Source organism: Gluconobacter sp. P1C6_b (assembly GCF_018811945.1).
GTDB lineage: Bacteria > Pseudomonadota > Alphaproteobacteria > Acetobacterales > Acetobacteraceae > Gluconobacter.
Genome location: NZ_JACRVU010000005.1, coordinates 122,157 through 136,586, shown reverse-complemented (window position 1 = coordinate 136,586; position 14,430 = coordinate 122,157). Strand labels below are relative to the sequence as shown.

The window sequence follows — 14,430 nt, the reverse complement described above, 5'->3', positions numbered from 1 at the left end:
AAGTCCTGATGTCCAAATCGTACCGGCAGCAGTCGCCCTGGAAGGCGTTCAGTTGTCTTATTCCTGTGGTGATCGTGGGAGTCCAGCTTGGGCAGCCGGCTGGCGCTGAGACGAAGTCGCTCAAGAAAACCCATACCCGCAAGGCAGTGAAAACGCATCAGGCGCCTGTCGCTGTGCAGGCAAAGTCTGCTGTCGCTCCGCCTGCTGCCACGGCTGCTCATGTTCCGCCCAGTGATCTGGTGAGCCATGATCAGGAACAGGTGCATGTCACGGGGTTCGGGACGTCTTCGGGGCGACAGCTCAAGGCGCAGAATGAAATGATGAGCCTGAGTGCGAAAGATCTTGCGCGGCTACCGGCCCAGAATGTGACGGAAGCGCTGGCCAGATTGCCGGGTGTGACCGTCATGCCGACCAGCATGCAGGGTAATTTTGGCGGTATTGATACGGCTGCCCGCGGCACGGGAGCCACGGTGTCGCTGCGCGGGATGAACGGGCAGTACAATATCAACCAGATCAACGGCATCGATGTCGCGGAAGCTGCGCCATTCAGCCGGACGGTTTCTCTGGATCTGCTGCCGCCTACTGGATTTTTCAGGATTGATGCCAACAAGACGTTGACCCCTGGCATGGATGGAGATGCCATTGGCGGTATTGTCAATTTTKAAATGCCAAATGCGTTTGATTACGGACACGGAACGCATGGTTCTCTCCAGCTTGGGGGGCAGTATAACGAAAAGGCCGCTGATTATGGCGCGAGTGCCATTGGCGGAAATGGTGCAGCTGAAATTTCCTCCGTTTTCGGAAAATCCGACCAGTTCGGTTTTTACATGAGCGGATATTACAATCAGCGCTATTTCGCGGCCGGCGAGCAGACCTATTCGGGTGGTGAATGGGGGGTGTCGCGTGCCATGGATGCCCAGGGTGATCTTTATCCGGGGCAGGATCCGGTCAAGAGTCTTCAGCTGTTCGGCGTTGATCCGCAAGCCAGTATCGGTGTGACGAAGCGCTATGGCGGTACTGCGGGTTTTGAATGGCGTCCGGACAGTTCGACGCGGGTCTATCTTCAGGGCACGGAATCCTATTCCGACACGCAGCAGGACATCTATCAGGTCGCGATTCACGGAAATGACAGTGGTGCGTCCAGCGCTGGCATGATTTCCTATGTCGAGCAGGCGGACGGATCCTATGCGCCGTCGATCACCCGGACCAATGTCCATTACTGGTACGAAACAAACCCGACGCTTGAACAGCTTGGTACCATGAAGCTGGGCATGGACAAGAAGCTCGGACGGTTTTCCATTTCGCCTTCGGCTTTCCTGAGCTGGGGCACCATCAGCCGCGATCATATCGAGACATCGGCCTGGCAGTCGGGCGTTGCGGCTTTCGATGGTGCGCCGAATTTCGTTTACAAGGACGGTATGCCGACTGTCGGGCTGACGTCTGCCCAGGCGGCGGTTGCGAACGGAACCCTGGATTTTCCGACGCATAACCGCGGCGAATATGTCCAGTCGGATGCCTGGCAGCTTCGTACGGGAACGTCGCTCGATATGAGCTACCGTCTCGACAGGTTCCATATCGACACGATTTCTGCGGGCTTCAAGTATCAGACGAGCTGGCGGAATTACATCAACCGTGACACGGAAGGTCAGGATAACGGGGGCTCTGGTGCCTATCCTGCCGGTGGCACGCTGTCGCAGACCGGACTCGTGGATGGAAGCCTCTCTTCGCTGATCCCGGGGGCGTATAATTTCTATACGCCGACCATCAGCCGTTCCGCGCTGCTCGGCAACTATCTGGCAGATCCCTATAACTGGAAATACATGGACAAGGACGCCTGGAACGGGAACACGATCGGGGGGACCGAAACCGTCTATGCCGGGTATGTTTCCGCCCAGATGCATTTCGGTAAGCTGCAGGTCGTTCCCGGGATCCGGTTCGAGCAGTCAGATCTGCATAATACCTACTGGGCCAGTGGCAATGAAGGCGTATCGACTGCGGATGCCCATTACGGCTGGTCTGCGACCAACAGTCATTACTTCAAGGCGCTGCCGAGTATTCACCTGACCTATCGTCCCCGGCAGGATACGGTCTATCGTGCCTCGGTGTGGACAAGCTACACGCGGCCGTCCTTCTTCCAGCTCAGTGGCGGTTCGCAGATTACCCGCAATGATGACGGAACGCTGAGCATTACGACGGGTAATCCGAACCTCAAGGCGACGACGGCCGTCAATTATGATCTGTCCTGGCAGTGGATGCCGAGTTCGACGACGAGCTTCTCGCTGGCTGGGTTCTACAAACAGCTTTCCAATTACATCTATGACAATGGTGGTTCGTATAATAATGAGACTACCACAGCGGGAATTGCCAATAGCGTTTCCCATCCTGAAAACGGTGGCAGTGCGACGCTGTTTGGTGTCGAATTCGCGTTCGAGCATCAGTTCAAGGGGCTGCCTGCGCCGTTTGATGGGCTGGGAGTGCGCGGGACGGCGACATGGGAAATGTCGCGTGCCCATCTGAACAATGCCTATCTCAGTTCGACGGAAAACATGCAGGATGCGCCGCGCTGGATGACCAATGCGGGTGCGTTTTACAACAAGGGGCCGTTCCAGTTCGATCTGAACTGGCGTTTCGTAGATGCCTATCTGTACGAATATGGTCTGTGGGGAACGCCGAACAACTTCAAGACGAACCTGAACAGCAGTTCACTTGATGCCTGGGTGCAGCCGAGCCTGAATCTGGATGCGCATCTGGGATATGCGGTGACCAAGCGGCTGCATGTGGATTTCTCGGCCCAGAACCTGGGTGTGAACCGTTTCTACCGTCTGACGATCGGGCGGCACAGCAATGCGGTTCCGCAGAATATCCTGACATCGCGGACCTTCTTCCTGAACGCCGGTTATCGCTTCTGATTTTCGGGACATGACACGCGCCGTCCGGATCCCGGGATCCGGACGGTTGCCTTTATTCTGTTGCGGCGGGTGCCGTGACGATCATTTGTCCGGAGGATGTTGCCGTCCGGACTGTATTGCGGAACAGAGCCATGATTTCTCTCCCCGTTGCTTCGCGTCTGGCTATTGCTCTCATGGCTGCGGGGGGTGTCTCGATAGCGGCAGGGGCCATGGCGGAAACGCCACATGACGGGCTGCGTCTGGATCAGATACAGGTCATCGGATCCCATAACAGCTATCATGCCGGTCTTGATCCTGCGATCATGTCCCGGCTTCTGGCATCCGAACCGAACCTCGTTCGGGAGCTTGACTATCAGCATCCGTCCTTGGCTGCCCAGCTTGATGGGGGTGTCCGGCAGCTTGAACTGGATATTTATGCGGACACGGCGGGGGGGCGCTTTGCTCATCCGCATCGGCCCGGTGTTTCGGAAGATGTGTGGCCACTTTCGCCTTCCGATCAGGCGATCATGCGTCAGCCCGGTTTCAAGGTCATGCACATTCCGGACATTGATCAGCATGCGACGTGCCAGCCGTTGCGGCAGTGTCTGAGCCAGATCCGCGACTGGTCGGTCGCGCATCCGGGGCATGTGCCGGTTTTCGTTATTCTCGAAGTTGAGCAGCACAACGATATTCCCGGCGGGACGGAAGCTGAGCCCTTTGATGCGGCGACATTCGATGCGCTTGATTCGGTCATTCGCAGTGTATTTTTGCCGTCCCAACTCCTGACGCCGGATGATGTGCGGGGAGATGCTTCCGATCTGCGTAGCGCGATCGTCACGAGGGGCTGGTCTACGATGGGGCAGGCGCGGGGGAAGGTCGTGTTTCTGCTGGATCAGCGCAGTGACCGGGCCTTGTATCTGAGGGGACATCCCTCGCTGCGCGGCCGTGTGGCCTTTACGAATGCTGATCCGGGTGCGCCTGATGCGGCGTTCACCGAGATGAATGACGGGCCGGCGGGCGATATCGCAATGCTGGTACGCCGTCATCTTCTGGTGCGGACACGGTCTGATGCCGACACCGTTGAGGGGCGTTCGGGAGATGTGGGGCGTCGGGACGCGATGCTGGCCAGTGGGGCGCAGATTGTCAGTACGGATTACCCCGATGCCGAACCTGCGCGATGGAGCGGTTATCATGTTGGATTTCTCGATAACGTCGCTGTTCGCTGCAATCCGGTGTCCGCACTGGCCGATTGTCAGTCCCGTTTGATCGAGACACCTGCGAAAGGCGATTTTCACCTCGAGCGGATGATCATGGTGATGCGGCATGGAGTCCGCTCTCCGCTTGTCGGGCAGGTCCCTGCAGGGGTTGGGATTGCAGGTGGATGGCCGCAATGGAGTGGTGCTCCGGGGGTTCTGACGCCTCATGGGGCGCTGGGCATGACGGCGCTTGGAACATTTGACCGGATCTGGATGGCAGAAGCGGGGCTGATGCCAGCGAAAGCCTGTCCGCCTGCAGGCGCTGTGGCGATCCGCGCCAATTCCTCCCCGCGGACTATCGCCAGTGCTGAGGCATTTGTGCGTGGCTTCATGCCGGGCTGTTCAATGACGGTCATGCACAAGCCGCTTGGTCAGCCGGATGTTCTTTTTTCTCCGCTGGATGCGGATCCGGCGCGTTTCGATATGTCTGCGATTATTCCGGAACTGCCTGATGCGGATCGTATTTTCCGTGCGAAAGGCGAGGCTCTCAAACTGCTGGGTCGTGTGCTGGATTGTGGTCCTGCATCCTGTGGATTTCTGAGCGCATCTGCGCATGTTGGTGCGGATGCGACGGGGCACCAGCTTGTTCTCACGGGGCCGGTCGCGCAGGCGTCTTCCCTGTCCGAAGCGCTCATGCTGTCCTATCTGGATGGAAAGCCGCTGGTTCGGACACCGTCAGGTGTGCTGGATGTGGGCGGTCTTGGCACATTAAGCGCCCTGCACGCCGGCATGCTGGAAGCGGTGGTGCGTCCCCGTGCTCTGGCCGAACCGCTCTCCCGCGAGATGAGGGCGCGGCTGCTTCAGGACCTCAGGGATGAGGGTGGTCCTGCGTTCAGGCTTTATATGGGGCATGACGACACGATCGGCCCCCTGCTGACCATGCTGGGTTTTCATTTTCGTGTTCCCGGCTATGCCGAGGATGAGATTCCCATCGGATCTGCCCTGGGATTTGCGGTGTATGGAAATGGAACCGGGGAACGTCGCATTCGTGTCTTCATCCAGTCCCAGACACCGCGGGCTCTGCGTGATCTGGATGGGGCAGAGCTGCCTGTCGTGCTCTATCCTCAGGTTCCGGGCTGTACTGAAGCTGGTGGGCTGTGTGCTCCGGAGGTTCTGGCTCAGGATTTTTCTGAAGCGCAGAGTGCGGGGCGCTGAAGTCCTGCTTCCTCGTCAGTCAGCGGAAACAGGGTCTGTTCGCGACTTAGGGGTGAGCTGCATGGTCTGATTCCGGATTTTGAGGACGGGGAATGTAGGGAATATGATTTTCCTTTGTTCTCAGTGTTCGATATCTTCACTTTTTTTTCGGAGAGTCTGGGACCATGGCTATCAAAGATCCTGTTGTGATCGAGCATCTTAACACGCAGCTCACGAATGAGCTGACGGCGATCAACCAGTATTTCCTCCATGCCCGGACACTCCGGCACTGGGGTGTGACCCATCTGGGGAAGAAGGAATATGACGAGTCCATTGAGGAAATGCGTCATGCGGACTGGCTGATCGAGCGGATCCTGTTCCTTGGTGGTTTGCCGAATGTTCAGCGTCTGAACCCGATTCTGATTGGTCAGACGGTTCAGGAAGTCTTGGAATGCGATCTGAAGCTTGAAGAGAAGGCCATTCAGGATCTGCGGGAAGGGATCGCTTATTGTGAAAGTGTTCGGGACTATGTCTCGCGCGATCTGCTGCTGAAAATCCTCGTCAACGAAGAAGAGCACGAGGACTTCATTGATCGCCAGTTCGACCTGATCAAGCAGGTTGGGATCGAGCGTTACATCCAGAAGAACTCTGCTTCGGCACCCGATCAGGACTGAAGCAGCGTCAGCGCGGTATCTTCGAACAGCCCGGCATTGTCCGGGTTGTTTTTTTATGCGGCGTTGAGATGTGTCTGTTCGGATTGGGCTTTCTGAAGGGCCGAGCGCAGCAGGCAGACGATGCCGGGGACACAGTTGCCGCACTTGGCCTTGCATTTCCGGGCTGAGTAGATTTCCGCCGGTCGGGATGCTCCGTTGTGGATTGCGATTTCGATGTCCTGATGGGACAGCGCGTTGCACGAGCAGACGATCATGGAGAAGCAGGCTTTCCGTTCACGGGGACCGATGGAACGAGCCTAGTTCAAATGCAAATGGTTCGCAAATGCATTTTTGGTTTTTGGCGAATCAGGGAGAATCCTGGCTGATCCAGCGCTGGACGACGGGGCGGATTGCGAAATTGCTCTGGATGCGGACGACGCCGGGAAGGCGGGAGAGCTCTTCCTTGTGGATGCGTTCGTAATCCGCCAGATCGCGTGCGGCGACGTGGAGCAGGTAATCGGCCTCACCCGTCATGAGATAACACTCCCGGACATCGGGACATTCGCGGATACGGGCCTCGAATCGGCGGAGCGTTTCATCCGTCAGGCGTTCGAGGGTGATCTGGACGATAACGGTGGTGAGTTTGTGGGCCGAGCGTTCGTCAATGACGGCTCGGTAACCCCGGATGACGCCCTGTTCTTCAAGCAGGCGGACGCGTCGGAGGCAGGCCGACGGAGAGAGGCCCACGCGCTGTGCCAGCTCGGCATTGGTGAGGCGTCCGTCGTGCTGGAGGATGCGCAGGATGGATTCGGTGATGCGGTCGAAGATCATGATGGAATTATCGGTCTATTTTCGCATTTTCGATCATAGATTTTTTGTTAACTGAAAGATTATGCGGTTGTCCGGCAGGATATTCTGATCAGGAAGAGGATAGTCTCATCTTTCATGATGAGTGCATGTCCTGATCCTCTGTGGCCTTCCTATCGTGCCGGTGCCCGCCTGACGGTGGATCTGGACGCGATTGCTTCCAATTACCGGTATCTCCAGACGTTGGCCGCGGGGGCTTCCTGTGCCGCGGTCGTCAAGGCAGATGCCTATGGGCTGGGAATCGAACGGGTTGCTCCGGTTTTGGAGAATGCCGGGGCCACGGATTTCTTTGTCGCGCATGTCGATGAAGGCATCAGGCTGCGGTCCGTTGTGTCGGAAAAGGCCCGGATTACGGTGCTGCATGGACCGCGCCCCAGGGCGTCCGGAGACTGCGTGCGCTATGGTCTGCGGCCTGTCCTGAACAGTCTTGAGCAGATTGCGCTGTGGCGCGACGAGGGTTCGCAGACAGACGTGCTCCCGGAAGCGGTGCTTCAGGTTGACAGCGGGATGTCACGGTTCGGTCTCTCCGACGCTGATCTTGAAACCCTGCAGGCGGATAAGGGACTTGTGGAGGGGTTGAAGGTTGGTCTTGTCATGAGTCATCTGGCCTGTGCCGATACGCCGGATCATCCCGCCAATCAGGCCCAGAAAGATCGGATGTTGCAGATGTCCGCGCGACTGCCGCCTGCGCCGCTCAGCCTGTCGGCGTCGTCGGGGATTTTCCTAGGGGCGGACTATCATCTGGATGTCGTGCGACCGGGGGCCGCACTGTATGGAATTGCGCCTAACCGGACTGGCCCCAATCCGCTGTCGCCGGTGGTCCGGCTTCAGGCCCATGTTCTGCAGATCCGTGAGATTTTGCCGGGGGAGGGGGTTGGCTACGGCCTGACCTATCAGCCTGACGGGCCGCGCCGGATTGCGACGGTGGCGGTCGGGTATGCGGATGGTTTTTCCAGGCATGGCGCCGGGCAGGGCTGTGCGTGGTTCGAGGATATCCGTCTGCCGATCCTGGGGCGGGTCTCGATGGATTCCCTGATCGTGGATATTTCAGATGTGCCGGAAGGAAAACTTGGTCCCGACATGATGGTGGATCTGATCGGGCCCAGACGCAGTGTGGATGATGTCGCGGAGGCGGCGGGAACGATCGGATACGAGGTCCTGACGTCTCTGGGGCACCGTTTTCATCGAGAATATGTTGGAAATCAGGAGAACCCCTCAAAGGGCGATTGACATTCCAGCATGGAAAACAAGATAGACGAACTGAAATCGGACTATGTCATGATGATATCGTCTGTCGCAGCAAATCGGAATTCTCATGTATCTCCGCCGTGATAGAGCTTTGACCGCCATATCCATCATGCTGGATGTCGCTTTCCATGCGGGCCGATCCGGGGTCGTGAGTGGTGCGGATATTGCCAGACGCGGTGACATGCTGCGGCGGGGGATCGAGCCCGTGCTGCAGGCGTTGTCCCGGGCCGGGCTGCTTTCCAGTGTTCGTGGGCCCAAGGGCGGCTATCGCCTGGGGCGGCCGCCACGGACCATCACGCTGAACGAGATTGTCCGGACTGTGACGGAAGATCCTGAAATGCCCGGGGATGGGGTCAATCTTCTGCGGACCAAGGTTCTGGAGCCGTTCTGGCAGTCGGTGGATCAGGAAGTTTCAGAAAAGATGGCGTCCGTCACGCTGGAACATCTGCTGCAGAATGCGGAAGAGGCTGGAATGCAGCGCCCAAGCCGGGCACCGATTTCCTTCTCCATATAACCAGAAAAAAAAGTATTTTGTAAAAACCACGAAATGGGTTTTACAGGGCTGGATATCTTACCATGGTGGATCAAGATTTGATCCGCTGTGGTGAATTCCCTGTCCTTGATATGCCTGTGCTCTGCTGTTCAGGCGCGGGAGCAGGGGCGGATTCATGATGGGTCCGGTCTGAAGGTCAGGTCGGGATTCATCAGGAAGGTGAGCGCTGATGAAACGTCCTGTCCGACTTGAACCTGGCCAGAAGCTGGTTCTGACTGCCAACCGCCTTCTGGATGGTCGCACCGTCTGGTGGGGGGCTGACGGGACGTGGGATTCTCACATTGGACGTGCCGCTATTCTGGATGCGGATGAGGCGGAAGTCGCACTCTTGCGTGCAACGGAGCAGGCGCAGCGTGATGGCGTTGTGGGAGTTTATGATACGGCGGTGCAGGATGTCGTTCCTCCTGAACCCGTTACCGTTCGTGAGAAGATCCGGGCGCATGGCCCGACAGTTCATCCCGAATTTGCAGTGGAGACCGAACAGTGAGCATTCCTGTCGGCCATTACCAGTATGACCGGATAGACCGGGATTTCCTTCAGGCGCGGATTGCCGAGTTTGAAGGGCAGGTGAACCGTCGTCTGGATGGGACGCTGAGCGAAGACGAGTTCAAGCCGCTGCGGCTGATGAACGGGCTCTATCTGCAGCTTCATGCCTATATGCTGCGGGTCGCCATTCCCTATGGGATTCTGGACAGCCGGCAGTTGCGTAAGCTGGGCGAAATCGCCCGGCGCTATGATCGTGATTATGGGCATTTCACGACGCGGCAGAACATCCAGTTCAACTGGATTAGGCTTGAGGATACGCCAGCTATTCTGCGTGAGCTGGCTGAGGTGGACATGCATGCCATCCAGACCAGCGGAAACTGCATCCGCAATGTGACGGCGGATGAGTATGCGGGAGCGGCGGCGGATGAGCTGGTGGATCCGCGGGTTCATGCGGAGATCCTGCGTCAGTGGTCCACGCTGCATCCCGAGTTCACGTTCCTGCCGCGCAAGTTCAAGATCGCGATTTCGGGCAGTCCGAATGACCGGGTGGCGGCACGCTTCCATGATATCGGGATTCTGGCCCGTCCGGGTGAGGCTGGGGCGCCGGTGTTCCGGATTTTCGTGGGTGGCGGTCTGGGGCGGACCCCGGTCATTGGTGAAGAGCTGTTCGACAGCGTACGGGAAGAGCATCTTCTGGCGACGCTTGAAGCCATTCTGCGCGTCTATAATGCGCATGGACGGCGGGACAATATCTACAAGGCGCGGATCAAGATTCTGGTGCAGGCGATCGGGGTCGAGGCGTATCGTGAGGCTGTGGAGGCAGAACTCGCCCAGATGGATCTGGAGCGGTATCGGCTGACGCCCGAGGCGGTGGCTGCGATCAGAGCGCGGTTTGCGGTGCCTCTGCTTGAGGCGCCGGCTGATGCGGATGCTGTTCTGGCGCAGCAGCGGCGGGATGATCCGCTCTTTGACCGCTGGGTGCGGAGCAACACGCATGTTCACCGGGACCCGGGGCATATCATTGCCACGATTTCACTGAAGCCGGGGGGGGGGATTCCGGGCGATGCGACATCGGCTCAGATCGCGCGTCTGGCGGATCTGGCGGATGCGTATTCGTTCGGGGAGATCCGGATCACGCATCTGCAGAATGTGGTTCTGGGGCATGTGCGCAAAGACCGGCTGCGGGATTTGTGGCTGGGGTTGGCCGAAGTTGGGCTGGCGGAAGCGAATATTGGTCTGATTGGCGATATCGTGGCGTGCCCGGGGCTGGATTACTGTGCGCTGGCGAATGCGCGCTCCATTCCGATTGCGCAGAAGTTGGGCGCGCGGTTTGCGGATACGGCGCTTCAGGCGGAAATCGGGGCGCTCCGGATTAACATCTCGGGCTGCATCAATGCCTGTGGGCATCATCACGCCGGGCATATCGGGCTTCTGGGTGTGGACAAGCGCGGGGAAGAGTTCTTCCAGCTGACGGTTGGTGGCCGGGCCGAGAATGGCGCGGCGATCGGGACGATTCTGGGGGCAGCTCTGCCGGAAGACGAAACGGTGGATGCGATTGCGCGGCTTGTAGACTGCTATCTCGGGCGCCGGGAGAGCGGGGAGACATTCCTCGATACACTGACACGTCTGGGGCATGAGCCTTTCAGGGAGGCGGCTTATGAGACTGTTTGAACTCGGCGAGCGTTCGGCACAGGTTCATGATGTGCTGGTGACGCTTGCAGAACTGGCGGAGCGGGATGATGCGCGGGCGGTTCTGCTGGAAAGTGCGGATGATCCTGCGCTTCTGAAGCCTTATCTGAACCGGCTGGATCTTGTGGTGCTGCGGTTTCCGGTTTTCCGGGATGGGCGCGGGTTCACGCAGGCGCGGGAGCTTCGGGAATATCTGCGGTTTTCGGGCGAGATCCGGGCGGAAGGTCATATCCTGCCGGATCAGGCGGCATTTCTGCGTCGCTGCGGGGTGGACAGTGTTGTTCTGCCGAAGGACGGCAATGGTGATCCGGCTTTGTGGGAAAAGCAGCTCCGGCAGTTTCCGGTCGCGTATCAGCGTTCGGTTCTGCCGGAGCGTTCCGTGGGGCCCGGGCTGCGGGTGGAAGAGGCGTCCTAACGGGCGCCGAACCAGCCGCGGCGCCAGAACCAGAACAGGGGCAGGACGACCGAAAGGACCATGAGGGTTAGGCCGTAGGGGTAGCCATATTTCCATGACAGTTCGGGCATGTTGTGGAAGTTCATGCCGTAGATGCCGGCGATCAGGGTCGGCAGGATACCGATCGCGCTGACGACCGTCAGGACCTTCATGCCGTCATTCTGTTCGATGCTGATGAAGCCGAGTGTGGCGTCGAGCAGGAACTGGACCTTGTTGACGGTCTGGGCATCGAAGTCGTTGAGGGAGGCGATGTCGCGTCCTGCGACCTTGATGCGGGTTCTCAGGGCCTGGGGATCCTTTTCGGTTCTGTCGCCGATATAGATCAGGATCCGGTCCAGACCGAGCAGGCTGTCGCGGGTCATGGAGGCAAGGTCGCCGCCATGGCCGAGGCGCCGCAGGGTTTCACGCAGCATTTCACCGGCCCGGGCGGGATCACGGGGGCGGTCGGTGTTGAAGACCCGTTTGGAGATGGCATCGAGGTCGCGGCCCAGACCTTCCAGAATGTCTGCCAGACGGTTGATGACTTCCTCGATGATCTCGATGAGGATTTCGTTGGCGGAGGGCTCGCCTTTGGCGGGGTCGCGTTCGGCCTGACGGCGTCCGACGATGTCAAACCCATAATAGTCGGCATAACGGACGGTGATAAGGCGTCTGTCGGTCAGGACGAAGCCGATCGGCAGGGAAAATGCCGTGTCTTCTGCCCGTCTGACGAGGGGGGTTGAAAGATAGAGGACCCCACCTTCTTCGTGATGGCGGGACGAGCTTTCGATTTCCTCAAGTTCTTCCCGGCGGGGGATATGGGTGCCAAGGGCCTTTTCAGCACGGTCGATTTCGTCCGTGGTCGGATTGATGAGATCGAGCCAGACCGCTTTCGAAATATCGACATCCGGTCCGATTTCCCGGGCCGGAACGCCAGCGGGGCGCACGAGGAACATCAGGCAGATCCTTGGGACAAATGAAATGGCTGTGAGGCTCTCTCATGTCCTGACTGCAGCGGGACCGCAAGGTCCTGTCCCGGAATTGTTTCAGGAAGCGTCAGAAAACAGCGAGATGGATGGACGGCGGGAGCTGCCCTTGGTATCGCATTGGGGCCCTGAAGTGGAGCCGAGCGCGGTATGACGAACACACCTTCCCCCCTGTCCTCTCCTTTGGCCAATTCCCTCCGTTCCGGTCCGGATGACCGGGGGCGGTTCGGGATTTTCGGTGGCCGCTTCGTTGCGGAAACGCTGATGCCGCTGCTGTTTGAGCTGGATGAGGCTTATCGCGCCGCGCAGGCCGATCCGGAATTCCGCAGGGAACTGGACTATTACCTGAAGGATTATGTCGGCCGTCCGAGCCCGCTGTGGTTTGCGCAGCATCTGACGGAGGAGCTTGGGGGGGCGAAGGTCTACTTCAAGCGTGAAGAGCTGAATCACACCGGCTCGCACAAGCTCAACAACGTCATGGGTCAGATTCTTGTCGCCCGGCGGATGGGCAAGACGCGCATCGTCGCGGAGACCGGCGCGGGGCAGCACGGTGTGGCGACGGCGACGGTCTGTGCGCTTTTCGGGCTGAAATGCACCATCTACATGGGCGCGACGGATGTCGAGCGGCAGAAGCCCAATGTGTTCCGCATGCATCTGCTGGGCGCGGAAGTGAAGCCGGTGACGGCCGGGGCGGGGACGCTCAAGGATGCGATGAACGAGGCCATGCGTGACTGGGTGGCCAATGTCGCCGACACGTATTTCCTCGTCGGTACGGTCGCGGGGCCGCATCCGTATCCGGAGATGGTCCGTGACTTCCAGTCCGTCATCGGGGTTGAGGTCAAGGAACAGATTACCCAGGCCGAAGGGCGCCTGCCGGATGTGATTGTGGCGGCCATCGGGGGCGGCTCGAATGCGATGGGGATTTTCCATCCGTTCCTGGATGATGCGTCCGTCAGGCTGATTGGTGTCGAGGCGGCGGGGCATGGGCTGGATTCCGGGAAGACGGCGGCATCCATTTCCCGTGGTCGGCCAGGTGTGCTGCATGGCAACCGGACGTACCTGCTTCAGGACAAACACGGGCAGATCGAGGAGGCGCATTCGATCAGTGCGGGGCTGGATTATCCGGGGATCGGGCCGGAGCATTCCTGGCTGAATGATATCGGTCGGGCCGAATATGTCGGCGTGACGGATGAGGAGGCGCTTGAGGCGTTCCAGGTCTGCACGCGGACGGAGGGCATTATCCCGGCGCTCGAATGTGCGCATGGGCTGGCGCATGTCATGAAGATCGCGCCCGCCATGGCGAAGGACCGGATCATCGTCCTGAATGTCTCCGGGCGTGGGGACAAGGATATCTTTACTGTGGCGCATCATCTGGGAGTGAAGCTGTGAGCCGTATCCAGACACGTTTTGCGGCCCTGAAGAAGGAAGGGCGCGGTGCGCTGATCCCGTATCTTCAGGCCTGCGACCCGGATTATGACACGTCGCTGGAACTGCTGCGGGCGATGCCGGCGGCTGGGGCGGACCTGATCGAGATCGGGGTGCCGTTTTCCGATCCCTCGGCGGATGGGCCGACGATTCAGGCGGCAGCACTGCGTGGCCTCAAGGCCGGTGCGACGCTGGGGCGTGTGCTGGAAATGGTCCGGGCGTTCCGCGAGACCGACAATGAAACGCCGATCGTGTTGATGGGGTATCTGAACCCGATCGACAGCTATGGTCCGGCCGAGTTCTGCTTTGATTCGGCTCAGGCGGGTGTGGACGGGATTATTGTCGTCGATATGCCGACTGAAGAGGCGGATCTGCTGGATGCGCATGCGCGGGAAGCAGGCCTCGATATCATCTCGCTGGTGGCGCCGACGACGTCGAACTCCCGTCTGTTTCACGTCCTGCGGGACGCAAGCGGGTTTGTCTATTATGTGAGCATTACCGGGATTACCGGGACGAACAGTGCGAGTGCGGCGGATCTGGAGAAGGCGCTGCCGCGGATCCGGGAAGCGACCAGCCTGCCTGTGGCTGTTGGCTTCGGGATTTCCACGCCGGAGCAGGCTCGGACGGCGTCGCGGATCGGGGATGCGGCTGTTGTGGCTTCGGCCCTGATCAAGACCATGGCCTCAACGTTGGAGAATGGTCAGGCGACGGAGCGGACCATCCCGTCTGTTCTGAAGCAGCTTGAAGGTCTGGCGGCAGCCGTGCGGGCCTGATGTGTGATGTTCCGGCAGGCTGCTACCTGCCGGAACAGG

General features: G+C 59.2%; 13 protein-coding genes. 10 read left to right on the top strand and 3 right to left on the bottom strand.

Annotated elements, in window-relative coordinates:
• The first annotated feature begins 8 nt into the window (after positions 1–8).
• The 3 genes from KP701_RS05915 to bfr all read left to right on the top strand — a co-directional run bounded on the left by KP701_RS05915 (position 9) and on the right by bfr (position 5,952).
• A complete protein-coding gene (locus KP701_RS05915) occupies positions 9–2,909 on the top strand; it encodes a TonB-dependent receptor (protein ID WP_215746309.1) in 2,901 nt (966 codons plus the stop codon).
• A 131-nt stretch (positions 2,910–3,040) separates the two neighbouring features.
• Complete coding sequence (locus tag KP701_RS05910; protein ID WP_215746308.1) at positions 3,041–5,299, top strand: Ca2+-dependent phosphoinositide-specific phospholipase C; 2,259 nt, start codon at positions 3,041–3,043, stop codon at positions 5,297–5,299.
• A 164-nt stretch (positions 5,300–5,463) separates the two neighbouring features.
• Entirely contained in the window at positions 5,464–5,952 is a 489-nt protein-coding gene (bfr, locus tag KP701_RS05905; protein ID WP_024717020.1) for a bacterioferritin, read from the top strand.
• 53 nt (positions 5,953–6,005) lie between these two features.
• Here the strand turns inward: bfr and KP701_RS05900 are convergent, their stop codons facing one another.
• Positions 6,006–6,206 carry a bacterioferritin-associated ferredoxin gene (locus KP701_RS05900; RefSeq protein WP_024717021.1) on the bottom strand — a complete coding sequence of 67 codons (201 nt, stop codon included), beginning with the start codon at positions 6,204–6,206 and terminating at the stop codon, positions 6,006–6,008.
• Positions 6,207–6,297: 91 nt separating this feature from the next.
• A complete protein-coding gene (locus tag KP701_RS05895) occupies positions 6,298–6,762 on the bottom strand; it encodes an Lrp/AsnC family transcriptional regulator (RefSeq protein WP_215746307.1) in 465 nt (154 codons plus the stop codon).
• 114 nt (positions 6,763–6,876) lie between these two features.
• Here KP701_RS05895 and alr point away from each other — a divergent pair, with 114 nt between their 5' ends.
• The 5 genes from alr to KP701_RS05870 all read left to right on the top strand — a co-directional run bounded on the left by alr (position 6,877) and on the right by KP701_RS05870 (position 11,189).
• Positions 6,877–8,028 carry an alanine racemase gene (gene alr / locus KP701_RS05890; RefSeq protein WP_371818901.1) on the top strand — a complete coding sequence of 384 codons (1,152 nt, stop codon included), beginning with the start codon at positions 6,877–6,879 and terminating at the stop codon, positions 8,026–8,028.
• Positions 8,029–8,113: 85 nt separating this feature from the next.
• A complete protein-coding gene (locus KP701_RS05885) occupies positions 8,114–8,560 on the top strand; it encodes an Rrf2 family transcriptional regulator (RefSeq protein ID WP_215746306.1) in 447 nt (148 codons plus the stop codon).
• 208 nt (positions 8,561–8,768) lie between these two features.
• A complete protein-coding gene (locus KP701_RS05880) occupies positions 8,769–9,086 on the top strand; it encodes a DUF2849 domain-containing protein (RefSeq protein WP_215746305.1) in 318 nt (105 codons plus the stop codon).
• The gene (locus tag KP701_RS05875) at positions 9,083–10,756 is read left to right on the top strand and encodes a nitrite/sulfite reductase (protein ID WP_215746304.1); all 1,674 of its coding nucleotides are present in this window, start codon (positions 9,083–9,085) and stop codon (positions 10,754–10,756) included. Before KP701_RS05880 ends, KP701_RS05875 begins: the two co-directional genes overlap by 4 nt.
• A complete protein-coding gene (locus tag KP701_RS05870) occupies positions 10,743–11,189 on the top strand; it encodes a DUF934 domain-containing protein (protein ID WP_215746303.1) in 447 nt (148 codons plus the stop codon). Before KP701_RS05875 ends, KP701_RS05870 begins: the two co-directional genes overlap by 14 nt.
• On the opposite strand, the gene KP701_RS05865 is transcribed toward KP701_RS05870, so the two are convergent.
• Positions 11,186–12,163, bottom strand: coding sequence for a magnesium transporter CorA family protein (locus KP701_RS05865; RefSeq protein ID WP_215746302.1), 978 nt, complete (start codon positions 12,161–12,163; stop codon positions 11,186–11,188). The genes KP701_RS05870 and KP701_RS05865 overlap by 4 nt on opposite strands.
• A gap of 180 nt (positions 12,164–12,343) precedes the next feature.
• Here KP701_RS05865 and trpB point away from each other — a divergent pair, with 180 nt between their 5' ends.
• Together trpB and trpA are read left to right on the top strand one after the other, a co-directional pair.
• Complete coding sequence (gene trpB / locus KP701_RS05860) at positions 12,344–13,582, top strand: tryptophan synthase subunit beta (RefSeq protein ID WP_215746301.1); 1,239 nt, start codon at positions 12,344–12,346, stop codon at positions 13,580–13,582.
• Entirely contained in the window at positions 13,579–14,391 is an 813-nt protein-coding gene (gene trpA / locus KP701_RS05855) for a tryptophan synthase subunit alpha (protein WP_215746300.1), read from the top strand. The genes trpB and trpA overlap by 4 nt, the downstream gene beginning before the upstream one ends.
• Positions 14,392–14,430 lie beyond the last annotated feature (39 nt).